At 49.5% G+C, this 22936-nt stretch carries 26 protein-coding genes; 19 read left to right on the forward strand and 7 right to left on the reverse strand.

From position 1 onward, the window contains the following. Positions 1-244 precede the first annotated feature (244 nt). The gene (locus CSR04_RS23400; RefSeq protein WP_102798776.1) at positions 245-2953 is read left to right on the forward strand and encodes a TonB-dependent receptor; all 2709 of its coding nucleotides are present in this window, start codon (positions 245-247) and stop codon (positions 2951-2953) included. 53 nt (positions 2954-3006) lie between these two features. After that, positions 3007-4911, forward strand: coding sequence for a phytase (locus CSR04_RS23405; RefSeq protein WP_102798777.1), 1905 nt, complete (start codon positions 3007-3009; stop codon positions 4909-4911). A gap of 10 nt (positions 4912-4921) precedes the next feature. Here the strand turns inward: CSR04_RS23405 and CSR04_RS23410 are convergent, their stop codons facing one another. Further along, positions 4922-5872 carry a GGDEF domain-containing protein gene (locus CSR04_RS23410; RefSeq protein ID WP_102798778.1) on the reverse strand — a complete coding sequence of 317 codons (951 nt, stop codon included), beginning with the start codon at positions 5870-5872 and terminating at the stop codon, positions 4922-4924. A gap of 286 nt (positions 5873-6158) precedes the next feature. Between CSR04_RS23410 and rpsF the strand changes: the two genes are divergently transcribed. From rpsF to rplI, 3 genes are read left to right on the forward strand one after another with little or no spacing between them, the layout of a single operon-like run. Beyond that, positions 6159-6527 (forward strand): 30S ribosomal protein S6, encoded by a 369-nt coding sequence (rpsF, locus tag CSR04_RS23415; protein ID WP_102798779.1) that lies wholly within the window; start codon positions 6159-6161, stop codon positions 6525-6527. 19 nt (positions 6528-6546) lie between these two features. Then, positions 6547-6774 carry a 30S ribosomal protein S18 gene (gene rpsR, locus CSR04_RS23420; protein ID WP_102798780.1) on the forward strand — a complete coding sequence of 76 codons (228 nt, stop codon included), beginning with the start codon at positions 6547-6549 and terminating at the stop codon, positions 6772-6774. Positions 6775-6802: 28 nt separating this feature from the next. Continuing rightward, positions 6803-7255: a 50S ribosomal protein L9 gene (rplI, locus tag CSR04_RS23425; protein ID WP_102798781.1), complete on the forward strand. Its 453-nt coding sequence runs from the start codon at positions 6803-6805 to the stop codon at positions 7253-7255. 41 nt (positions 7256-7296) lie between these two features. On the opposite strand, the gene CSR04_RS23430 is transcribed toward rplI, so the two are convergent. After that, positions 7297-7827: a DUF2244 domain-containing protein gene (locus CSR04_RS23430; RefSeq protein ID WP_102798782.1), complete on the reverse strand. Its 531-nt coding sequence runs from the start codon at positions 7825-7827 to the stop codon at positions 7297-7299. Between the two features lie 167 nt (positions 7828-7994). Between CSR04_RS23430 and CSR04_RS23435 the strand changes: the two genes are divergently transcribed. Both CSR04_RS23435 and CSR04_RS23440 read left to right on the forward strand, forming a co-directional pair. After that, a complete protein-coding gene (locus CSR04_RS23435; RefSeq protein WP_102798815.1) occupies positions 7995-8309 on the forward strand; it encodes a DMT family transporter in 315 nt (104 codons plus the stop codon). Between the two features lie 11 nt (positions 8310-8320). After that, positions 8321-8728 carry an ACT domain-containing protein gene (locus CSR04_RS23440; RefSeq protein WP_102798783.1) on the forward strand — a complete coding sequence of 136 codons (408 nt, stop codon included), beginning with the start codon at positions 8321-8323 and terminating at the stop codon, positions 8726-8728. Here the strand turns inward: CSR04_RS23440 and CSR04_RS23445 are convergent. Continuing rightward, entirely contained in the window at positions 8725-10413 is a 1689-nt protein-coding gene (locus CSR04_RS23445; RefSeq protein WP_102798784.1) for an NAD-dependent malic enzyme, read from the reverse strand. The genes CSR04_RS23440 and CSR04_RS23445 overlap by 4 nt on opposite strands. Positions 10414-10651: 238 nt before the next feature. On the opposite strand from CSR04_RS23445, the gene CSR04_RS23450 reads away from it, so the two are divergent. The 4 genes from CSR04_RS23450 (at position 10652) to dnaB (ending at position 14208) form a co-directional block, all read left to right on the forward strand. Beyond that, the gene (locus tag CSR04_RS23450) at positions 10652-11218 is read left to right on the forward strand and encodes an RNA polymerase sigma factor (RefSeq protein WP_102798785.1); all 567 of its coding nucleotides are present in this window, start codon (positions 10652-10654) and stop codon (positions 11216-11218) included. After that, positions 11211-11705, forward strand: coding sequence for a hypothetical protein (locus tag CSR04_RS23455; protein ID WP_102798786.1), 495 nt, complete (start codon positions 11211-11213; stop codon positions 11703-11705). Before CSR04_RS23450 ends, CSR04_RS23455 begins: the two co-directional genes overlap by 8 nt. A 10-nt stretch (positions 11706-11715) precedes the next feature. Continuing rightward, positions 11716-12663: a DUF4097 family beta strand repeat-containing protein gene (locus tag CSR04_RS23460; RefSeq protein ID WP_102798787.1), complete on the forward strand. Its 948-nt coding sequence runs from the start codon at positions 11716-11718 to the stop codon at positions 12661-12663. Between the two features lie 153 nt (positions 12664-12816). Then, positions 12817-14208: a replicative DNA helicase gene (dnaB, locus tag CSR04_RS23465; protein ID WP_102798788.1), complete on the forward strand. Its 1392-nt coding sequence runs from the start codon at positions 12817-12819 to the stop codon at positions 14206-14208. 52 nt (positions 14209-14260) lie between these two features. On the opposite strand, the gene CSR04_RS23470 is transcribed toward dnaB, so the two are convergent. The 4 genes from CSR04_RS23470 to CSR04_RS23485 all read right to left on the reverse strand — a co-directional run bounded on the left by CSR04_RS23470 (position 14261) and on the right by CSR04_RS23485 (position 17007). Beyond that, complete coding sequence (locus CSR04_RS23470) at positions 14261-15307, reverse strand: OmpA family protein (RefSeq protein ID WP_102798789.1); 1047 nt, start codon at positions 15305-15307, stop codon at positions 14261-14263. 199 nt (positions 15308-15506) lie between these two features. Further along, on the reverse strand, positions 15507-15941 hold the full coding sequence (locus CSR04_RS23475; protein WP_102798790.1) for a secondary thiamine-phosphate synthase enzyme YjbQ: 435 nt from the start codon (positions 15939-15941) through the stop codon (positions 15507-15509). Continuing rightward, positions 15938-16405, reverse strand: coding sequence for a chemotaxis protein CheX (locus CSR04_RS23480; RefSeq protein WP_102798791.1), 468 nt, complete (start codon positions 16403-16405; stop codon positions 15938-15940). Before CSR04_RS23480 ends, CSR04_RS23475 begins: the two co-directional genes overlap by 4 nt. A gap of 167 nt (positions 16406-16572) precedes the next feature. After that, complete coding sequence (locus CSR04_RS23485; protein WP_102798792.1) at positions 16573-17007, reverse strand: transcriptional repressor; 435 nt, start codon at positions 17005-17007, stop codon at positions 16573-16575. A gap of 165 nt (positions 17008-17172) precedes the next feature. Between CSR04_RS23485 and dusA the strand changes: the two genes are divergently transcribed. From dusA to CSR04_RS23530, 8 genes are all read left to right on the forward strand, one after another. After that, positions 17173-18210, forward strand: coding sequence for a tRNA dihydrouridine(20/20a) synthase DusA (gene dusA / locus CSR04_RS23490; protein WP_102798793.1), 1038 nt, complete (start codon positions 17173-17175; stop codon positions 18208-18210). 194 nt (positions 18211-18404) lie between these two features. Continuing rightward, positions 18405-18680, forward strand: coding sequence for a hypothetical protein (locus CSR04_RS23495; protein ID WP_102798794.1), 276 nt, complete (start codon positions 18405-18407; stop codon positions 18678-18680). A 569-nt stretch (positions 18681-19249) separates the two neighbouring features. After that, the gene (pspA, locus tag CSR04_RS23505; protein ID WP_102798795.1) at positions 19250-19921 is read left to right on the forward strand and encodes a phage shock protein PspA; all 672 of its coding nucleotides are present in this window, start codon (positions 19250-19252) and stop codon (positions 19919-19921) included. Between the two features lie 51 nt (positions 19922-19972). Then, positions 19973-20173 (forward strand): PspC domain-containing protein, encoded by a 201-nt coding sequence (locus CSR04_RS23510; protein ID WP_102798796.1) that lies wholly within the window; start codon positions 19973-19975, stop codon positions 20171-20173. An 11-nt stretch (positions 20174-20184) separates the two neighbouring features. Then, positions 20185-20520, forward strand: a complete 336-nt coding sequence (locus CSR04_RS23515) for a hypothetical protein (protein WP_102798797.1) — start codon at positions 20185-20187, stop codon at positions 20518-20520. Between the two features lie 94 nt (positions 20521-20614). Beyond that, positions 20615-21061, forward strand: a complete 447-nt coding sequence (locus CSR04_RS23520) for a copper chaperone PCu(A)C (RefSeq protein ID WP_102798798.1) — start codon at positions 20615-20617, stop codon at positions 21059-21061. A 22-nt stretch (positions 21062-21083) separates the two neighbouring features. Continuing rightward, on the forward strand, positions 21084-22076 hold the full coding sequence (locus tag CSR04_RS23525) for a DUF2333 family protein (RefSeq protein ID WP_102798799.1): 993 nt from the start codon (positions 21084-21086) through the stop codon (positions 22074-22076). A gap of 3 nt (positions 22077-22079) precedes the next feature. Then, positions 22080-22823, forward strand: a complete 744-nt coding sequence (locus CSR04_RS23530) for a TIGR04219 family outer membrane beta-barrel protein (RefSeq protein ID WP_102798800.1) — start codon at positions 22080-22082, stop codon at positions 22821-22823. Positions 22824-22936 lie beyond the last annotated feature (113 nt).

A 22936-nucleotide genomic window follows, 5' to 3' on the forward strand; every position in this document is an offset into this window, starting at 1 on the left:
TTGGCTCAGGCATATGACATTTATATGATGCTGCTGGCTGTCATTGGCCTGTACATCAGGTTTGCGAGGCTGCTTCTGTGGCAAAGGCCGGGGGTCAACTCAGCTCATCAAGGACAAAATTGCAGGCCTGATTAACCGAGTTTGGCCCTTAACCAAGGTGGTGGCCGCAACTTTGTCATAAAAGCGTCATGCCTTACCTCTAGCTTGCCATGCGACATCACACACACCGCAATAAGGCTCGCAGATGAACATACATAAAAGCAAACTGGCGCTGGCTTGTCTGGCTGCCCTTTTCAGTCATCAGACACTGGCAGCAGACGGCAGTTTGTTAGGCAGACTTGGAGACACGCAAAACAAGGCATGGTTCGAAGGCGCCAGTGTGCGCATTAAGGAACTCAATTTATCCACTGTGACCAAAGGGGATGGCTCTTTCCGCTTTAATGCCCTGCCGCCAGGCGACTATACCCTGGAAATTCGTTATCTGGGCGCCCCCAAGACTGAGCATCCAATCCATATTGAGGACGGTAAAACCCTGCAACAACGTTTCACCCTGGGGCTCAAAGAACCCAAGTTGGACGAGTTGATTGTGTACGGGCAACGTGCCGGTCAGGCTGGTGCATTGAATATGCAGCGCAGCGCAGACAATCTTAAATCCATCGTTTCCAGCGACGCTATCGGGCAATTTCCCGATCAGAACGCTGCCGAAGCCTTGCAGCGCCTGCCGGGTTTGTCGATTGAACGCGATCAGGGCGAAGGGCGTTTTGTTGGTATTCGCGGAATCGATCCTAACCTCAACAATGTCACCATTAACGGAATGAATATTCCGTCGCCGGAAGCCGGTGTGCGTTCGGTGGCGCTGGATGTAATTCCTTCCGAATTAATCGAAGGGTTGGAAGTTACCAAGTCTGTAACCCCCGACATGGATGCCGATGCCATCGGTGGTTCGGTAGAAGTAAAAAGCCTGAGTGCTTTTGACCGTGCCGGTCGCAGTGCCAGCCTTACAGTGCAGGCCAGTCGTAACGAGCTGCGTAGCGAAACCAGTCCAAAAGTTTCTGGTAGCTATACCGACGTGATGGATTTTGCTGGCTTACAGGATTCATTGGGGGTGGCAATGGCGCTGTCCTGGTTTGACCGGGATTTTGGCTCAGACAATATTGAAAGCAATGGTGATGATGAAATAGAACAGCGTTACTACGCCATTAACCGTGAGCGTATCGGTGCGGCATTGAATCTGGATTTTAGGCCGGATTTCAACAATCAGTACTATCTGCGTACGCTTTACAGCCGTTTTTCTGACGATGAATATCGCCAGGCTAATACGTTCACTTTCGATGGTGATGACTCAGAAATCGAGCGGGGCAGCAAAGACAGATATGAAGTACAAGAAATACTGTCTCTCACTGCTGGTGCTGAGCATCAACTGCAACAATGGCATTTAAGTTATCAACTTGGCTATGCTGAATCGTCGGAAGACGAGCCTGATGCTTTGTACTACAGCTTTAAGGGCGATGGCTTCGCCATCAGTTCTGATTTCAGCGGGCAGATTCCGGCCATTGTGCAGGATGCTGAAGCAAAATCCCTGTCCAACTATGAAGTGGATGAAATCTCTTTTGAAGATAATCTGGCTGAAGACCAGGAGCTGAGCTTTAAGCTGGATATGAGTCGCGATTTCGACATGGCCGGCCATCCCGCTCAGCTTAAATTCGGTGGTAAGTATCGTAGTCGTGAAAAACAAACCAACGTCAACATCTCTATTTATGAGGGCGATTTTGATGATCTGGATGCCGGGCAGTTTGCTGCTGCGGTACCTGATTGGGGATTGGGGGACTTTGGCAGCGGTTTGGACCGTCAGGCCATGCGTAACCACTTTAACAGCAACAGAAGTAGCCTGGAGCTAGCCGAACTGGATTCTGAGCTGGAGTCCAATGGTGCTTCATATCAAAGTGACGAGGACATCTTTGCCACTTATCTGATGACTAAAGTGGACATCGACAAGTTACGTGTGGTGGCGGGGATCCGTTACGAGCGCACCGACTTTTCCACCAGTGGTCAACGGGTAGAGCTGATCGAAGATGAACAGGCCGATGAAGAAAAGGTGGTCAATACTGCCTGGCAGGGTGAAAAACAATACAGTCACCTTCTGCCCAGTCTCAACCTGCGCTATGAATTTAGTGATCAGTTGATAGGCCGTTTTGCCTACACACAGACCATTGCCAGACCTAAATTTGAAGATTCGGCGGCATTTCAGATTATCGAATCTAAAACCGAAGAAAATGACGATGGCGGCTTTGATACTGAACGTGAAGCCGAAGTGGGCAATCCGGAACTGAAGCCATTTGAGTCTAACAACATTGACCTGTCCATTGAATATTATCCGGGCAGTATTGGCGTGCTGTCCGCTGGGTATTTCCATAAAGATATCGATAACTTTGTGATTCTGGCAGATGTCTCGCATCTGGATGCCTGGCAGGGCTTTGCAGAAGTCACCCAGCCAATTAACGGCGAAAGCGCTAAAGTTCAGGGCCTGGAATTGTCCTGGGTAAAAAGTTTCGATAACGGTTTGTTGATTGCCGCCAATGCCACCTTGTCCGATTCTGAGGCAGTGACCTTGCTGGATGGTGAGCGCTTTGAAACCAGCCTGCCCAATCAGTCTGACAAAGTGGGCAATCTGACGCTGGGCTATGAGGACAATGACTGGAGTTTACGCCTGACACTCAGCCATAAGAGTGAAAACCTGGAAGAAATTGATGGCGAAATGTTGCGTATGGAAGATGCGCATCAGCAACTGGACTTCAGTGGTAAATATTTCATCAATCCACAGATGCACATCTATTTTAACGCCGTCAACCTCAACGACGAGCCTTACTACCACTACTTTGACCGCCGCAGCATCAACGCGCAGTACGAAGAATACGGTCGTACATTCGAGCTTGGCTTTAACTGGACGCTGTAACGTTTAGCAACGGCCGTGCATTTACACGGCCGTTGCATAGAGATGGGTAACATATGAAAAAGACGCTTAGTGCACTAATACTGACCATTACGGCTGGTGGTGCGTATGCCGCTGACGCGGTAATTCAGGCCTTGCCTTTTTATCAGGCCGACAAGCTGCAGGGGCAGCAGGTGCAGCCTCTGGTTCGCGATAATGGTCAGTACTGGTTAATCAGCAGTGAAAGCCGTGGTTTGCTGTTGTTGGATGAACAACAGCAGGTCAGGGCCAGTTTTGCCGGAAACTTTGAGACGCTGGCCTGGCAGCCAGCAGTTAAGCTGGATGGCAAATTAGTGGATTTGGTCGTCAGCATAGATAACGAGTCAGCTACGACCAAGTTGTTGGCTCTGGACTGGCAAACGCCGGAATTGCGCCTGTTGCAGGACCTGCCAGCAGAGGAAGCACAGCTGGAGACTTTGTGTCTTTATGCACATCCGCAAAGCAGCCATCTGTCGTTATTCAGTGTCGACGTGCAAGGCATGGCACACGAACGGATTATCTACGACGGCCAGCGTCAGCAACTGGTGAATGTAAAAGTGCGTGATTTTCCAGGTGTGCTGAACGCCAAAGATTGTGTCGCCGATAGCGCCAGTGCCAGCCTGTATATAGCCGAAGAATCGGTAGGCGTATGGCGTTATCCTGCCAGCATGGAGGCCGACCCGGTTCGCGAGCCTGTGGCCATGTTGTCCCCTTTTGGTGATATTCAGGGAGAGATAACCGACTTGGCCTTGCTGGACGATGGCACTTTGCTGGTGGTGAGTCCAAAGGCCAGAAGTTTGTCGGCGTACCGCACTGATACAGACGCCCGTCATTGGCAACTGACAGGTATGGATGAGCCCGAAGCGCTGGGCGCACAGTTGGATAGTGAAGGATTGACTCTGACCTTTTACGATGAAAGTCAGGACGCCTATTTAGCGGCTAAGGTCGCGGATTACCAGGCTGGCAATACAAGTAAACAGGAATGGATTGCCAATGTCAGTCCGAGCGCACAAACCACCCCGGTTGCCCGCTTTGGCGATGCCGCGGACGATCCGGCAATCTGGTTTAATCGTCAGGCTCCGGCGCAAAGCCGGATTCTCGGCACGGACAAGCGTGTGGGTTTGATGGTGTATGAACTGGATGGCACGTTAGTCCAGCAGTTGCCGGTAGGCCGGCTGAACAATGTGGATATACGTGGTGATTTTGTGGTGGGTGGTAATCGGGTCGACCTGGCGGCGGCCAGCAATCGTACCAACAATAGCATCAGCCTGTTTGCGATTGACCCTGAATCGGGTGGGGTCAGTCATTTGCAGGATATTGCCACCGACCTGAATGAGGTCTATGGGCTGTGTATGTATCAATCAAAGACCGGTCATTATGTCTTTATCAATGATACTGATGGACGTTTTGCCCAGTACCGTATCGAAGGCGATAAACATCACCTGAGTGCCACACTGGTCAGGGAATTTGCCGTCAGCAGTCAGCCGGAAGGCTGTGTGGCCGACGATACAACCGGCGTGTTGTATCTGGGCGAGGAAGCTAAAGGCATCTGGCGAACCCAGGCCGAGCCACAACCGGCGGTTTTGGAACAAGTTGCCCACACCGGCGATCTGCTGCATGCAGATGTGGAAGGCATGGGGATTTACCGCAACGGCAATGACGCCATGTTAATCGTGTCCAGTCAGGGCAACGACAGTTACCTGGCCTTTGGTTTGGACCAACAGTTCAGCTACCTTGGCCGTTTCCGTATCGCCCTGGACTTGCAGTCGGGAGTGGATGGTGTATCTGAAACGGACGGTTTGGAAGTGACATCCGCCAATCTTGGTGCAGACTATCCAGCGGGATTGCTGGTAGTACAAGATGGTCGCAACCGTATGCCAATCGCCCCGCAAAACTTTAAGTTGGTGGACTGGCGACAGGTTAAGGCCGTGCTGGAAAATTAGCGGCAATATGTCAGTCGGGCCCGATTTGTCCTGAGTCCGGCCCTTGCTGATAACTTATCACCCGGTTTCGCCCTGCTTGCTTGGCCTGATACAGGGCGTCATCGGCTTCCAGATAAAGTTGTTCGAAACTGGTGTCGCATTCGCGGGTGGTGACGCCGATAGAGGTGGTGACGCGGATGTGTGCTTGCCCATGATGAATAGTACTGGCCGCCACCGCCTGACAAAGCCGCTGGGCAATTTCCATCGCAGTTTGTGCATCGGTGCTGCCAAGAAATACGGCAAATTCCTCGCCGCCGATGCGGCCAAAAATATCATACTGGCGCAAAGTCTTCTTAATGGTATCGGCGACTTGTTTCAGTACCGCATCGCCGCCCTGGTGACCATATGTGTCGTTAATGTTTTTAAAATGGTCTAAATCCAGTAACAGTTGACTGACCAGCGAGGTATCCCGCCGACAGCGGCTCAGCTCTGACTCCACCGACTCGACAAAGCTGCGCCTGTTGGCAATACCTGTCAGTGCGTCAGTCAGAGCCATTTGATGTAAGGTATCTACAGAGCGTATTAACTCCGACTCCATCACCTTTTGCTTGGTAATATCCTTGGCCTGTACCAGCAGTGCGCCGTCCTGGCGAATCTGCTCCGAGAGTAGAAACCAGCGGCCGTCCATCATATCCACCTCAAACAGTCGAAACGGCCGTGAACGACGTTTGGCATTGGCCTGGGTCAACCAGACCTCTATATTATCTGTATCCAGCCTGATGCCACGCCCGATGGCATAGGTATGCCGTATCAAGTCGGCAAAGGTCAGGTGCTGGTAGGCTCCTTCAATGCAGAACATCTCTTTGAAGACGCCGTTGCAATAGCACAGCCGATCATCCACATCGTAAATTGCGTAGCCATCCCGGCTTTGCTGGATAAACTCAAATAACTGCTGGGCAACACTATGGGCTGTGTCTGTCATCGGATAACATCTCTGCCTGTTTGTGATAAGCATAGCCAAGCCCCTGAAATTCGTACCACAAATCAGACACCTGACGGCTTTGTATAGCGTTTCTGAGCGGCGATGGACTCAGATGGTCACCCTGTCAGGGCGTAACGGCCTAATAGCGGGCATTCAGGGCAAAATAAGCTTGTGTCGACAGTGTGCTTTATATACAATGCGCGCCCTTGATCAGCCCAACTATTTTAGTTCCTTGTCTTAAGCAGTCTGGCTGAGCTGCAAGAGGCTACAACCGTAAGGAGCACCAATGCGTCATTACGAAATCATTTTTATGGTCCATCCAGACCAGAGTGAACAGGTTCCAGGTATGATCGAGCGTTATACCGGAATCATCAAGAACGATGGTGGACAGATTCACCGTCTGGAAGACTGGGGCCGTCGTCAACTGGCTTACCCCATCGAGAAGCTGCACAAAGCCCACTATGTTCTGATCAATGCTGAAGCATCTGCTGCTGCCATCGAAGAACTGGAAACCGCTTTCCGCTTCAACGACATCGTACTGCGTAATCTGATTATGCGTACTAAGAGCGCTGTGACTGAGCCATCACCTATGGCTAAAGAAGAGCGTCGCGAAAAGCGTGAAGACAGAGCAGCTGTAGAAGCTGACGCGGAATAACAGATTAGGAGACTAGAAGATGGCTCGTTTTTTCAGACGTCGTAAGTACTGCCGCTTCTCGGCAGAAGGCATCCAGCAGATCGATTTTAAAGACACTGGCCTGCTGAAAAACTACATCACTGAGAGCGGTAAGATCGTTCCTAGCCGTATTACCGGTACCAGTGCCAAGTATCAGCGTCAGTTGTCAACTGCCATTAAGCGCGCGCGCTTCCTGGCTCTGTTGCCTTACACTGATTCTCACAAGTAATTGTTGGCGTAACTAAGAGGTAGCAAAGATGGAAATCATTCTACTAGACAAAATCGCCAACCTGGGCGGTTTGGGTGACCAGGTCACCGTAAAATCAGGTTTTGCCCGTAACTTCCTGTTCCCTCAAGGTAAGGCTGTGCCTGCCACTAAGGACAACGTAGAGAAGTTCGAGCAGCGTCGTGCCGAGCTGGAAGCCAAAATTGCTGAGCAATTGTCTGCTGCACAAGCACGTGCCGCCAAACTGGCTGAACTGGCTGAAGTCACTATCGCTGCCCCGGCTGGCGACGAAGGCAAGCTGTTCGGTTCTGTTGGTACTCGTGACATCGCTGACGCCCTGACGGCGGCCGGTGTTGAAGTATCCAAAGCTGAAGTAAAACTGCCGCACGGCACACTGCGTGAATGTGGTGAGTTCGAGGTGGACCTGCAACTTCACTCTGAAGTGATTGCTCAGGTTAAAGTTGTTATCATCGCTGAAGCTTAATCGCTAACGCGCTGATGAGAAAGCCGCCTTTGGGCGGCTTTTTATTTGTCTGTTTCTGGTTCTGACGGCATGGCAACAATGCTGTTTTGGCCGCGAAATGTAATTGGCACATGCAAGTCTCTGAGTGCCGAAAGCAGCTTTCGTTGGTCGTCCTGATTAAGGTACTCGCCAATCGGTAAACGCTGTTGATTACCTAACAATACCAGCCTGTCTCCACTTAATGAATGTCGGGCTTTTTCCACCAATATTAAGCTGTTTTCACGTGGAAATTGCCAGCGTCTTTTAGGGTAATGTTGGCCCCATTGCACATCAATGCAGTGCGCAGATACCTTGATTACCTGTTGGTGATAGGTGTATTTACACACCTTGAAAGCCAGTGCCGCCAGCAATGCCACTTCCAAGCCTGCAAAAGGCAGGATCAACCATGCGCCGGCCAGGCTCCAGGCCAGTGCCACTAGAATAGCAACACAGCTCAAGCCGCTAATCAGCCATTTGGTTTGTGACCATGAAGCGGAACGGTTGGGGCGCAGGCAGATTTGATTCACCCCATTGCGGTGGCTGATTGAGACCATAATTGTTTCGTCAACGCTACCCTGAAAAAGTGTGCAGGCTGTTCAAGTCTTGCACAATCTCTGACATTTTGCTTTAATCCCCATCCCGCCTCACAGGGACGACCCTGTCTGTGATGTTCACGCAAGGCTTATGCAGGGACGACCCTGCCATTATGGAGGAAACTCTGATGGCATGGTTGATACTGTTTGCCGCTGGTGTGTTAGAAGTAGTCTGGGCTGTCGCCCTTAAGCAATCCAAAGGCTTGTCTGAGCCAAAATCATTAATTATTGCCGTTGTGGCCATGATTCTCAGTCTGGGCCTCTTGGCTATGGCGCTGCGAACGCTGCCTTTAAGTGTGGGTTATGCCGTATGGACCGGAATCGGCGTGCTAGGGGCTTCTCTGGTGGGTATTTTATGCTTGGGAGAAAGTCTGAACGGCACTAAATTACTTGCGTTGCTGCTGCTGGCCAGCGGTATTCTATTGATGAAAATCAGCCACTAGTGGAGGGGCTTATGCAGGCGATTACCAATTTGCAGCAACTAATATACACAATGCAACCGGTGCTACATGCGCCCTGTTATGTATTTGCTACTCTCCCCCCAGGCCTGGCCATACCTGTGGGGGTAAAAATGTTGTTCGAGGAAGTGGAAGGCTGGACCGCCATTTTAACTGAGCAGAAGGCCATGCAATTGGAATTGGCGTATGAGTTTCCTTGCCGCATGATTACCTTGAACGTGCATTCTTCTCTGGATGCTGTGGGTTTTCTGGCCCGCATTACCGCGGAGTTAGCCAGCTTGAACATGGGAGTGAATCCAGTCTCGGCGTTTTATCATGATCATCTATTTGTACCGGCCGGGCGAGCGGAGGAAGCGTTAGCGGCCCTGGTTAACTTGAGTCACCAGGGCCAGGTGGTTAGTTAGATACTGGTGCGGCGATATTGTCGGTAAGTGGGCATCCAGAAGTTAGCTTCAATTTTGCTCAGCAACATTTCATCTGACATTTCCAGTGCCAGGCCTTGTTGCTGGGCGACCTTGCCGACGGCAAAGGCGATATCTTTACTAAGCTGAGCTAGTTCTGTTAAGGGGGGTAATAACGCCCCTTTGCCTTTATTGGCCAGTGGCGAAGCTTCGGCCAATGTGGTACTGGCGGCCATCAGCATTTCATCAGAAATGTGCCGTGCTTTGGTTGCCAGCACACCCAGGCCAATACCAGGGAAAATATAGCTGTTGTTGCACTGGGTAATCGGCAAGGTTTTACCTTTGTATGTCACAGGACTGAACGGACTGCCAGTGGCGATGATGACTTCGCCATCTGTCCACTCAATAACCTGTTCGGGACGGGCTTCCACTTGTCTGGATGGATTACTCAATGGGAAAATAATGGGCAACTGACAACCTTGCTTCATGGCCCGGATAACTTGCTCGGTAAATAGCCCGGCCTGACCGGACACACCGATGAGAATATCAGGCTTCGCACAGTGCATCACGTCCAGCAGCGAAGCAAACTCGCCACTGAAGTTCCACTCAGCGATATTGTCTTGGGATTGGCATAACGCCTGTTGGAAATCCCGTAACCCTTGCATGCCATCGGTAAGCAGGCCGTAGCGATCAATCATAAAGATCTGGCTTCTGGCCTGGGCATCAGAAATGCCTTCGGCACACATTTGCTGAATCACCTGCTCAGCAATCCCGCAACCGGCTGAGCCAGCGCCAACAAATACCACTTTCTGCTCTGACAATTTGGCACCTTTGGTGCGACAAGCGGCCAACAGCGTGCCTACCGTCACGGCTGCCGTGCCCTGAATATCATCGTTGAAACAGCACACTTCATTGCGGTAGCGATTAAGCAGAGGCATGGCATTTTGCTGAGCGAAATCCTCAAACTGGATCATGGCATCCGGCCAGCGGCGCTGCACAGCGCGAATAAAGTCCTCAACAAAAGCGTCGTACTCTTCCTGACTGATACGCTTATGACGGGCTCCCATATACATAGGATCGGCCAGCAATTTTTCGTTGTTGGTGCCTACATCCAGCATCACGGGCAAGGTATAGGCCGGGCTGATACCACCGCAGGCCGTGTACAAAGACAGCTTGCCAATCGGAATACCCATACCGCCGATGCCCTGGTCGCCTAAACCAAGAATTCGTTCACCATCGGTCACCACAATGACTTTCACTTTGCGCTTGGTGGCATTATGCAGAATATCGTCCATATGCTGGCGTTCAGCATAGGAAATAAACAGGCCGCGGGAACTGCGGTAAATATCTGAAAACTGCTCACAAGCGTCACCAACCGTTGGGGTATAGATGATGGGCATCATTTCTTCCAAATGGTCAGCAAGCAGCCGGTAAAACAGTGTTTCATTGTTGTCCTGAATGGCGCGCAGATAAATATGCTTGTTCAGCGGCGTGTCAAAGCTGGAATACTGCATGTAAGCGCGGCTGACCTGCTCTTCGATACTTTCGTAGCGCGGTGGCAACAAGCCGTTCAGGTTGAAGGCTTTGCGTTCTTCAGCACTGAAGGCGCTGCCTTTATTGAGTAGCGGCGTTTCCAGCAGGGAAGGGCCGGCGTGGGGAATGTATAAAGGGCGTTTTTTAGATGTCATCAAACCAATCCTGCATACTGGCGCAGCCAGTCTTTGAGTAATTCCTGGATCATCCCCTATCCTGTGCGGGATTTCCAGTAAGACCAGTTTGATTGCCGGAATGGAAAGATAAGGTCAGCAGCGCCTTGCACTTTGTTATTGGAAAAATATTTTTCTGGGGCTTTAAACCTCTGTCATTTACTCTGCGACATAAAAGGTCAACACGCTCTAACAAGACAACAATAATGGTGGTAGTGCATTGCAAACTCAGGGACAGCTTATCGAAGCAAAGCAACAATTTGCCGAGCGTGGGTTGCACAGCCTGGTGGACGCTGTCAAACAGGGGGATCGTCAGGCTTATCAGACCTTGTATCAGCAGTATCTTGGTCAGGTGTACGCCTTATGTTATCGGCTGACCGCTGACAGAGCTCTGGCTGAGGACGTTACTCAGGAAGTCTTTATTCAGCTTTGGCGCAAACTGGACAACTATCGCGGCGACAGCAAATTCAGCACCTGGCTGCATTCTGTTACCTCAAATGTCTGTGTGTCATATATGCGCAAACAGCGCGGCTGGTGGCACAGAATGTTCAATCTTGAGGACAGCGCAGCCATGTATGAGAGTGCAGAAGCGTCGGCAGCCGAGGTGGATCTGGACAGTTATGTGCGGCGCCTGCCACAAAGGGCTCGCATGGTGTTTGTTCTACATGCCATTGAAGGTTATCGCCATGAGGAAATTGCACAGATGCTGGACATGGCCGTGGGCTCAAGCAAAGCGCAGTTTCATCGTGCCAAACAGCTATTGTCGGAGTGGATGGGTTATGAGTAATAAAGAGTTTGAGCAGCAGTTGCAGAATGCCCTGGCCAGTTTACCTAACGAGATCCAGCCCGGGCGCGACCTGTGGCCGGGGATAGAGCATGCATTGAATAGTCAGGCGGCGGCACCTGCTGTCACTTCCAGCAAGGCAAAGCCTTATTGGGGAATGGCGGCGGCCGTTGCCACTGTTGGTCTGCTGGGCTGGTTAGGTTTGACGCAGTTACCTGGTATATCCGATTCAGCTCAGTTGGCGCAGGTGTTAAGCCAGCAGCATCAGCAACAGAAGCAAGCCTTGCTGGCATCGTTCAGCGGGCAGCCTGCGCTGACAGATAACTGGCAGCAACAAGTGGATGAACTGGACGCTGCGGCACTAGCCATTAAACAAGCGCTTAAAGAAGACCCCAATAATCCGGCCCTGCTGAAAATGTTGCAGCAGGTCTACCAGCAACAAATTGATTTAATTGAACGGGTGCACGCCCCCGCATGGCAGAAAATATAGGATGTCACATATGAACAAATTTTTATTTGCAGCAGGATTGTCATTACTCAGCCAACTTTGTCTGGCGGGTGAGAAAGTCGATTTAAGCTTGGATGCCAGGGCAGATGGTCGTATCAGCATTGAACACATTACCGGCAAAGCCGTGATCAAGGGCTGGGACAAGCATCAGGTTAAAGTGACCGGCGAATTGGATGATCGCGCAGAGAAGCTGATTTTCGAACGGGACGGCAATGAAATCATCGTGAAAGTAAAGATGCCACGTAATAGCCGAAATGATTGGAGTAATGACGACGGCGACGACTTACAGATATTTGTGCCGGTGGCCAGCCTGGTTAATTATGAAACCGTCAATGCCGACCTGAGTGCAGAGAATATTTTGGGTGGCACGGAATTGTCGTCAGTCAATGGCAAAGTCAAGGTAAATGCACTGGCTGGGCGTATCCGCATTGAGACAGTAAATGGTGATATTCACAGCGCAGAGTTAACAGGCGACATTAAGCTCTCTACGGTGAATGGTCGTATTGTCGATAAGGACTCCAAAGGAGATGAAATACGCTATGAATCCGTTAACGGGGACATTGATGGCAGTACGTCTGCACCCAGAATAAAAGTTGAAAATGTAAACTCAGATGTGAAACTCAGTTTAGATAAGGTGGAGCGACTGGCGGTGCAAACTGTTAGCGGTGATACCACCATCAAGCTGACCCTATTGGAGGGCGGTGAAGTGACAGGCAGCACGGTCAGTGGCGGTGTTGACCTGACATTTCAGGACAATGTCTCGGCCCGCTTTGACCTGGAAGGTCATGCCGGAGGGCACTTTGTTAATCGTCTTACCAGCGACAAGATGGACAAAGCTAAATATGGGCCAAGTCGTTGGCTGAAGTTTCGTACCGGCGATGGTTCGGCCAGGGTAAGGATTTCAACAGTGAGCGGACGCATCTCGCTGGATAGTCAATAACAAAAGGCCCTTAGGGGCTTTTTTTTGCGAAATAAAACCCCGGCAGGTCAAGGCACTTCAATACAATAGCGGCGATTGGCTGTGCTTTGGCTTCATTCCATCTGACTCTTCGCGCATAATAGCGTTTATGGTAGTTAACCCGGTCGGTGATAAGTGAAAGTTGTATCTCACAAAGAGCGCGACAGCAAAGTCGAAAAACTGAAAATCCCGCCTCATTCCATTGAGGCTGAACAGTCTGTTATCGGCAGCATGCTTATTGCACCGGATTGCTGGGACAAAGTAGCCGAAATTCTGATTGAGCAGGATTTTTATAATCGTGCCCATCAAACCATATATAAAACCATTCTTAAACTCTTAGGTGACAGTCAGCCGGTGGATTTGATCACCGTATCCGATGTACTGGAGCAGCAGGATGAGCTGGAGGGCGTGGGCGGTTTTGCATACCTGGGTGAATTGGCAAAAAACACTCCCAGTGCAGCAAACGTGGTGGCCTATGCACAAATTATCAAGGAAAGGGCAGTCCTGCGCGAGCTTATCGGAGTCGCGCATGAAATTGCCGACACGGGGTACAACCCGGAAGGTCGCAGCAGTGGCGATGTGCTGGACCTGGCGGAAAGCAAGGTGTTTGAGATTGCCGAAAAGCGTTCCGGCAATAATGAAGGCCCGCAAAACGTAGAGACTATCTTAAGTCATACCATTGACCGGCTTGAAGCGCTGATTAAGAACAACAAGGAAGTTACCGGGGTATCGACGGGCTATAAGGATTTGGATAAAAAAACCAGTGGCTTGCAACCATCCGACCTGATAATCGTAGCGGCGCGTCCCTCAATGGGAAAAACCACCTTCGCCATGAACCTGTGCGAAAATGCCATGCTGCTGGAAGAAAAACCTGTACTGGTATTCAGCCTGGAAATGCCGGCCGAACAAATTATGATGAGGATGCTGGCCTCGCTGAGCCGGGTTGACCAGACCCGTATCCGGACTGCACAACTGGATGACGAAGATTGGGCCAGAATCTCAAATACCATGGCCATGCTTAAGGATAAAGATAATCTGTTTGTGGATGACTCATCCGGTCTGACGCCAATGGAAGTGCGCACACGGGCGCGCAAACTGGCGCGTGAGCGCGGTGGTCTGGCCTTGATTATGGTGGATTATTTGCAATTAATGCAGGTGCCTTCTTTAAGTGATAACCGGACCCTGGAGATTGCCGAGATCTCCCGGTCGTTAAAAGCCCTGGCCAAAGAACTGCAGGTGCCGGTGGTGGCGCTCTCTCAGTTAAACCGAAGTCTGGAACAGCGGGCTGACAAACGCCCGGTTAACTCTGACTTACGGGAATCCGGCTCTATTGAGCAGGACGCCGACTTGATTATGTTTATCTATCGTGACGAGGTCTATCACGAGAACAGCGAGTACAAAGGTATTGCTGAGATCATTATAGGTAAGCAGCGGAATGGTCCGATTGGAACCTGCCGTTTGACCTTTCAGGGGCAGTTTTCCCGCTTCGACAATTACGCCGGCCCGGAAATCGCCGACGAGTATTGATTGGTCGCGATATCATTAAAAAGGGCGCCATAGGCGCCCTGACTATTTTGAATTACTTGGTCACTTTAACCTTTTCCATGGCACTGACAGTGGCATGGATGCGGCGGTTACGCTTATGCGCTTCTGCTGTATTAGCCGAATCCAGCGGGCGGCTCTCTCCATAACCTACAGCCTGTAAACGGCCTGCGTCTATACCGTAGCGGTCAATCAACAAGCGGCGCACAGCCTTGGCCCGATTTTCAGACAAGGTCTGGTTGTAGTCATCTTTGCCTGGTGTGGAAGTATGACCTTCAATAACGGCCTGAGTGTTGGGGAAGCGGCGCATAAACTCAGCAAATTCAACTATTTGGGCAGCATCTGGATTGCCTACTTCATAACTGTTGTTGGCAAACAGGATATCCAGTTTGGTTTCCACTTTTTCTTCCATAAAAATACTGCAACCGTTGCTATCCACTTTGTCCATTCTTGGCGTATTGGGGCACCGGTCTTTATCGTCGTATACGCCGTCCATATCTGAATCTTTGGGTGCTTGAGTGACCGGCGCCAAAGGTTGTGGTTCAGGTTCAGACACTGGCATCGGTTTGGATTTATGCCCAAAAGTATAAGCCAGGCCCAATTTAAGGCCATAGTCAGTAAAATCCTGACCAAAGTCATAATAGGCGGCAGCTTCAGTAACCAACTTCCACTTTTCAGTCAGATCCCAGTGACGACCCACACCTAAGTTCATCATCCGGTAGTTGTCTTCCAGGTTCTGATGCTTAAAACCACCAAACAGGTAGGTTTGCTTTTGGTCTAAGAAGTACAACCCATCGATACCCACTCTGTCGCCTGATTCGTCCGCCAATCCAGACTTCGAATCCAGATTCAGATGGGACCATTCGATTCTGGCTCCCCACTTGGGCGTGAATCTAAAGCCAAGTTCGGCACCAAAGCCAGTGCCATCATCAAGTCCTCCCATTGGTAGAGGCTTGTCACTGTCGGCGTTGTAATATTCACCAAAGCCGGCAACCCAGCCTTCATATTCGGATGGCGTATCAGCCAAAGCCAGGGCAGGAATCAAGCTAAGAACAAGTGCAGAAGCTAAGGTTTTGTTTTTCATAAAGGTCCCTTAATGATAAGTACGCTGTAACAAGCGTAATCAATAATTCAGCAGTTACTAATTATTCCTGAAGGTAAATTGCCATGCTGCTTTGGCAACTTGCCCCACGATACTGCTGGGGGCGGGATTTTTTGATGGGCGAGCTCTAACGGCTGCTGCGTATATTGTATCAAGGGAGCGGGGCTTGGGAAATGGCTTTCTATGCCTGGAACTGGCCCTGTATGGTGGCCAGTAACCTTCTGCTGCCACCCTGATTACGATGTTCACACAAATAAATACCCTGCCAGGTACCTAATGCCAGCCTGCCATTGCTAATAGGTAAACTCAACGAGGTTCCCAATATACTGGCTTTAAGATGGGCAGGCATATCGTCTGCACCTTCGTATGTGTGCTCATAGTAAGGGGCATTCTCTGGCACCATCTGATTGAAGTGGCGTTCGAAGTCATCTCTGACAGTAGGGTCGGCATTTTCATTAACAGTCAGCGATGCACTGGTGTGCTGAATAAACAGATGCAGCAACCCAATCTGGCAATGCCGCACAATGGTTAGTTGTTCCAATACTTCAGATGTCACAAGGTGAAAGCCACGAGGTTTGGGCCGCAACTTAATGTTTTGTTGATGCCATTGGCTCATAGCTTGTCGAAGCAGATCTCCAGATGAGCGTTTCCGGCATCGCTGGTAAAAGGCAAAATAATTTTAGGGCCATCAACCTTGTGGGTAATGGTGTGCTGTTTACCTGATACTACAATTGGCGTGGCCATATCAAAGTCAAAGCCTTTGCTGGATAGCTCGAGCTTGGCACCACCTGTGACCATATTGGTTATTTCACCTACCATGTCGGTGACTTCAGGATTTATTTTGGGCGGCTTTTCGCCCAACATGCGCTGCATAATTTCCAACGCCAATGATTCATCGAAGGAAATAGAAAAAGACCCTTTGACTTGTGGGCCGACCATTCCAATCAGGCCTGATACATCGCCGATAGCCAATTCATCGCCTTTTTTCTTTGGCTTACCTGGCTGCAGTTTTGTTTGCGCCATGGTGTCCAGCACATTAACTAAAGAAGAGATAAATGGATTTATAAATTCAACATTCATGGTTGATATCTAACCTTGTCTATAGACCCTGCCTGGGCCAGGCATTTCTTACTTTCACTGCGCCAACGGCCTGTTCGTCGACGTCTGGTTATTTAACTATGGCTAAGGGGCCAGCCTAAGTCTAGTTAAACCTTAACTTAACAGTTTGTTATTTCTGTCTATTTCTATCAATTTTGGCAACTGGCACAAGTGCCGTGTGCTTCAATGGTCTGAGATTCCACTTTAAAGCCATAGGCCTTAGCCTGATTATCCAGAGTTTCTTTCAGACCTTCAGACTGAATTTCCTGAACTTCGCCACAAGTGTCGCAGATCAGAAACTGTACCGGATGGTTGCAACCAAAATGATGGCAGGCAACAAAAGCGTTGTTGGACTCCAGTCTGTGTACCAAACCAAACTCAAGCAAGAAATCCAGGGTACGATATACCGTAGCTGGCTTCGCTGAGCTTTCTGTTTCCTTCAGCTCGTCAAGCAGCTCATAAGCACCTGTTGCGCCTTGCTTTTGCAGCAACAGGCCGTAAACCTTCTCCCTTAACAAGGTAAAACGGGCACCCTTACCTTCACAATATCGTCTGGCTTTTTCAACTAGTTTCTGGTGATTCATATGTTCACATCAGGTAAGCACACTGGCGCTAGTGTAGCACAGTAAACTTGGGTTAAAAGGCTATAACATAAGGGATATTCCACATGTCGTGTCTGCCTGCCCGGCAACGCAAAAACTGATACAATATTCGTTCTGCTTTGTGGTGAAGATGGTTAGCCGACGTAAATGATACAAAATTCAGTTCCTTGCCAAGTCAGTAAAGACGCTATCAGGTTTAATCGCGCCTTGTCCATCGCGCCCATGCTCGACTGGACAGACCGGCACTACCGCTACTTTATGCGCAAGATCACCCGTCATACTTTGTTGTATACCGAGATGGTGACAACCGGTGCCATTTTGTTCGGTAAAGGTGACTACCTTGGGTTTAATCAAGAAGAACACCCCGTAGCTTTACAATTGGGAGGGTCTGACCCTGCTGATATGGCGGAATGTGCCCGACGTGCTGAACAACGTGGCTACGATGAAGTAAACATCAATGTTGGTTGCCCGTCTGATCGTGTGCAAAATGGTCGCTTTGGCGCTTGTCTGATGGCCGAACCTGACACCGTTGCTGCCTGTGTTACTGCCATGCAAAAGGCCATTGATATCCCTGTCACAGTAAAATGTCGCATCGGCATTGACGATATGGACGAGTATACCCACCTGGATGATTTTATCAGGCGGGTGGCGGATGCAGGCTGTGATACCTTTATTATTCATGCCAGAAAGGCCTGGTTGCAGGGGCTGAGTCCCAAAGAAAACCGTGAGATTCCACCGTTGATGTATGACAGGGTACATCTGCTTAAACAACATTTTCCGCATCTGCATCTGAGTATTAACGGTGGAATCAAAACCCTGCTTGATGCTCAGTTACATCTGCAGTATCTGGATGGTGTGATGATTGGTCGCGAGGCCTATGCTAACCCCTATATGTTTGCTGAATCAGATCGTCTACTTTTTGCCGACCAGCATGACATTCTCAGTCGTGAAGATATCGTCCGGGCCATGGTTCCCTATGTCAATGAACAGGTAAGCAAAGGAGCTAGAGTCTGGCATATTGCCAGACATATGCTGGGTTTATTTCAAGGACAACCAGGTGGACGTATTTGGCGGCGTTTTCTGAGTGAAAATGGTAGCCAGGCTGTTGATGGGCAGTTGTTACTGCAAGCACTGGCTTGTCGGCAAGAGAGTCTCGAAAAGTCGAGACATACTGAGGTTGGCTAATTTGACGATACTTTTGCGTCTTTGACCAAACAATGTGCTAGTCGTTCTTCTTGCTACTGATGTTCGAACCGTGTTTTTCTTTTAATTCATTATTTTTCAATGTGTTAAGTGTTTTTTCCGAGTTGGCACAAGTCTCGCTACAACTATTCTGTCAGTTAATGCGACTTAGTACTTGAACCAACCCGGAGAATATTATGTTTAACAAAGTAAAATTGACCGCCGCTGCTCTGCTTATGACTGCCTCTATGGGAGCCAGTGCACAAACCACAGATGTGTCGTTTCAGGAGTTTGTCTCTCATATGCTGAGCACGGCCATGAGCACAGCCAGCCAGGAAATGCATAGCAACCTTAATGAAGCCGTGAGCCACGCGTTAAATAACCTGATTCAGGAAAACGATGTTGCTGAGTCAGTACAATTGGTTGAACGCAGCCAGAAAGTGGAGCAGGACAAAAACAAGCAGGCCGAATAATGATGTTGGATCAGACTCATTTACTCAGCTTATTACTGCTACCACTCATCACATTCTTGGTCGGGGCGCTGGTTTTTAATGCTGTTGAACGCAAGTTAATTAAAGCCCCGAGCTTTTCCCCCCAAGACGGTCGCTAAAGTAGTACGACCGTCTTTTTTATTTGCACCCACGTCAACTCAATCTAGCCTGCTTTTCAGTCTTTTCAGTCTTTTCAGTCTTTTCAGTCTTTTCAGTCTTTTCAGTCTTTTCAGTCTTTTCAGTCTTTTCAGTCCTTTTAGGGGTCTGTCATCAGCCCTCCGTTTTGAGGATTCTGGTGCTTTAACGTTGAACGTGAATGTCTATCCCTATCTCCGCGTTGGTTAGTTATGCCATATCGGTGGTCAATTTGACCAAATTGTGTAATTGCGAGATTTCGAAAACCTAACACGACGCTATTCATGAGAGAAATAATTCATTTAAAACAGTCTGTTAGGCGTTTTCTTGAAGTTGGCACAAGCCTTGTAATAGCTATTTTGAACAATTCGATAATCCCCCATTGATTATGGGCAACAAGCGTGGAGGAACCTGAAATGGGTGTCTTTTCAAGAATGAACGACATAGTACAAGCCAATCTGAATGCTCTGCTGGATAAAGCCGAAGACCCTAAAAAGGTCATTCGTCTTATTGTGCAGGAAATGGAAGAAACCTTGGTAGAACTGAGAGCCATTGCCGCACGTAACCTGGCCGCCAAGAAAGAGTTGCAACGTAAGATTAACCGTTTGAATCAGCAAATCTCTGAATGGCAGAGCAAAGCGGAACTGGCCCTGACTAAGGAACGTGAAGATCTGGCCAAATTGGCATTAAGCGAAAAGCATAAGCTGGAACAGCAAATTGCTGGACTGGACGCAGAAATGCAACAGGCGGAAGACGCCCTACAGCAACTGCAACAAGACAGCGCCCGTCTGCAGGAAAAACTGTCTGAGGCCAGAACTAAACAGAAAGCGCTGATGATGCGGGAAGAATCCGTTGCCGCCAGACTAAAAGTCAAAGTCAGCAACGACAGTCAGAAAGTTGAACAGGTAATGCAGCGTTTTGATCATTACGAATATCGTGTCGAGCAGTTGGAAGCCCAACTGGAAGCTTACGACATCACGGCGGCACAAAACGGTTTGCATGCCCAGTTTGCTGAGCTTGAAGCTGACGAAAAAATGCAGGCCGAGTTGGAAGAGTTAAAGCAAAAAGTGCAGAAGAAAGTGGCGTAAAGGAGGGCCAGCGTGCCCTCCCACAACAATTCCAGGTTTGAGGAGAAAATCATGAGAACACTGTATGACGATCAACGTATCCGTAAAGATAAGATCCGCGCCAAGCTGTCAGGTGTCTGTGCTGGCTTAGCACAGCATTGGAACACGCAACCCTGGATGATCCGCCTGGCGGCCCTGGTGATCTTCTTTCATTTCCCTGTCGCGATGCTGATTGCCTATGTCGTTGCCGCGATGGTGCTACCTTCAAGGTAAGGAGTCTTGTCATGTTCAAGAACTTTATTATCGCTATATTAATTGCCACATTGCTGGTGTATTGCCTGGGCACGGTTGCAGACTCCTGGGGCAGTGTGCATCTGTACCTGGACGATGATCTACTGTCGCCTGCAATCACGCTGGTGGGCGGAGTTCTTCTGGCTATAGGCTTTATACTGCTGGGGCTGATGTTGGCGGTCAGTTTGTTTGGGGTCCTGGCGTTTGTTTTTATCTGTGTGTTTGGTGCGCTATTGATTGCCGGATTGGGGGCGCTATGGCCTGCATTATTGGGTATTTTGGTGGTGGTTTGGCTGGTCCGGGATGGCAAAGCCAGTCAACCCCAGTAACGCACTGTCACACATAGACCATTGGCAAGGAGACTGATTTACTGAATAATTCCCTTAGGATGACAATGTTCATAGCTCAAACAGGAGTTTCAGTATGCGTTACTTGCTTTTAGCCTTACTTTTGAGCACTTCTACTTTTGTTACCGCACAACTGCAGGTAGATAACGCCACCATCAGGTTGTTGCCTCCGGGTGTGCCGAATACTGCCGGATACTTTACCTTAGTTAATCATGGCCAACATGACCGCATTCTGGTGGGGGCCCGCTGCTCATTAGTACAGAAAGCTGAACTGCATGATCACCAGATGGTGGACGGTATGATGAAAATGACACAGCAGCAGCGCGTGGTCGTTCCGGCCGGTGAACAGGTGGCGTTTCAACCTGGAGGGCTGCATTTAATGCTGTTTGGTCTAAAGTCTCCATTACAGGATGGCCAAAGGGTGCCTCTGACTTTGTTGTTTGCCGATGGTGAAGAGTTGCAGGTTGATGCGGTCGTTGGCAGTGCTGTAAAAGTTGAAGATCATTCCCACCATCATCACTAATTAAGGTATATCTGGAGCCTCCATGTCACAGTACCTAAGTACAAAACGTATACTGCTTGCCCTATTTCTGCTGATACTGTTTTTCTATATTGTCGCGGTTTATTGGAGCAGTGAGCCTGATACCTTTGATGTTAAAGCCAATGCTCAAAACCATGCACAGCAGCAGGGCCGGGAATTGGTGCCGGGGTATGTCACCACCGCGACCCTGATCCGTGTTAGTCGCACTTTACTGGAAAAGCCTGGCGGCTACCTGTCAAATGATGTGATGCCACCTTCCGTGTTAATGGACAATATGCCAGCCTGGGAATATGGCGTACTGGAAATGATCCGCGATTTAAGTCTGGCCATGCGTAAAGACCTGAGTCGCTCTCAGTCTCAGTCTATGGAAAATCCGGATTTACTGGTTGCACAACCCAAGTTCAACACCGACAGCCGTAATTGGTTGCTACCTCCGGCAGAGTCTGAATACGGCGAGGGGATAGAAGCTCTGGAGCGTTACCTGAATAAACTGTCCAGTCCTGCCGATGATGGTGCGCAATTTTATGCCAGAGCAGATAACCTTCGCGATTGGCTGAAACAGGCGGAAAAGCGTTTGGGCAGCCTATCCCAGAAGCTTAGTGCCAGCGTTGGCCAGGAAAGATTGAACACGGATTTAGCGGGCGATCCCAATGCCAAACAATCCACACCGTCAAGAAGCTCTCAATACCTGAAAACCAGTTGGTGGAAGCTGGACGACGTATTTTACGAAGCACGTGGGGCTAGCTGGGCATTGCTGCATTTCCTCAAAGCGGTGGAAGTGGACTTTGCTGATGTGCTGGAAAAGAAAAACGCCACGGTCAGTCTGCAACAAATTATTCGTGAACTGGAAGCCACACAACAAACCGTCTGGAGTCCCATGATCTTAAATGGCAGTGGCTTTGGGCTGGTGGCTAACCATTCTCTCGTCATGGCCAACTATATTTCCCGGGCTGATGCGGCCCTGATTGATTTAAATGAACTACTTAGCCAAGGATAATTAATGCTAAAGAAATTATTGCCGTTCACCCTGTTTTCTCTTGCACTGCCGGCCCAGGCCGACACCCTGCTTGGGTTGTATGTAGGTGCTCAGGGCTGGCGTGCTGACAGCCAGGGCGGCTTTGCCAGTAATGCAGATGTGACAGATTTCAACTTCTCGGATGAAACTGTGTCCTCCTTCCATATTGCGCTGGAGCATCCGATTCCTCTGATCCCGAATATCAGAATTGCACGCCAAAGCCTGGATACTGATGGCAGTACTACTCTGGCTTCCAGTTTTCAGTTTGGTGGACAGAACTTCAGTGCTGGTACCCAGGTTATGTCCGGACTGGATATGGACAGCACCGATTATACCTTCTACTACGAAGTATTCGACAATGATCTGGTCAGTCTGGATCTTGGCTTGACGGGCCGTGATGTAGATGGCCGGTTGACGGCCAGCAGCACTGGTTTAAATGCCGCGCAGTCGTTCTCGGGTATCGTTCCCCTGCTATATGGCAAGGTGGAAATTGGTATGCCACTAACTGGCTTCGGTTTTCAAGCCCAGGGTAACTTTCTGGCCATAGACGACAGTAAGGTGTACGACTATCAAGCCGCACTGACCTACAGTCTGTTAGATAACCTGGCGATAGATCTTACGCTGCAGCTGGGCTATCGCGCGTTTATGCTGGAGTTGGATGACATGGACGACGTTTATACCGACCTGGATTTTAAAGGTCCTTTTGCTGGGGTTGAGTTGCATTTCTGAGTGTTGTGCGGGGTTGAGTTGACCTGCAAAGGCAACTCTCCCTGCATCCCAACCTAATCATTTTTTATAGATAAATCTAAAATTAGCACTTTCAGTAATAAAGAATTTGATTT

The sequence above is a fragment of the Bowmanella denitrificans genome, from assembly GCF_002887595.1.
GTDB lineage: Bacteria > Pseudomonadota > Gammaproteobacteria > Enterobacterales > Alteromonadaceae > Bowmanella > Bowmanella denitrificans.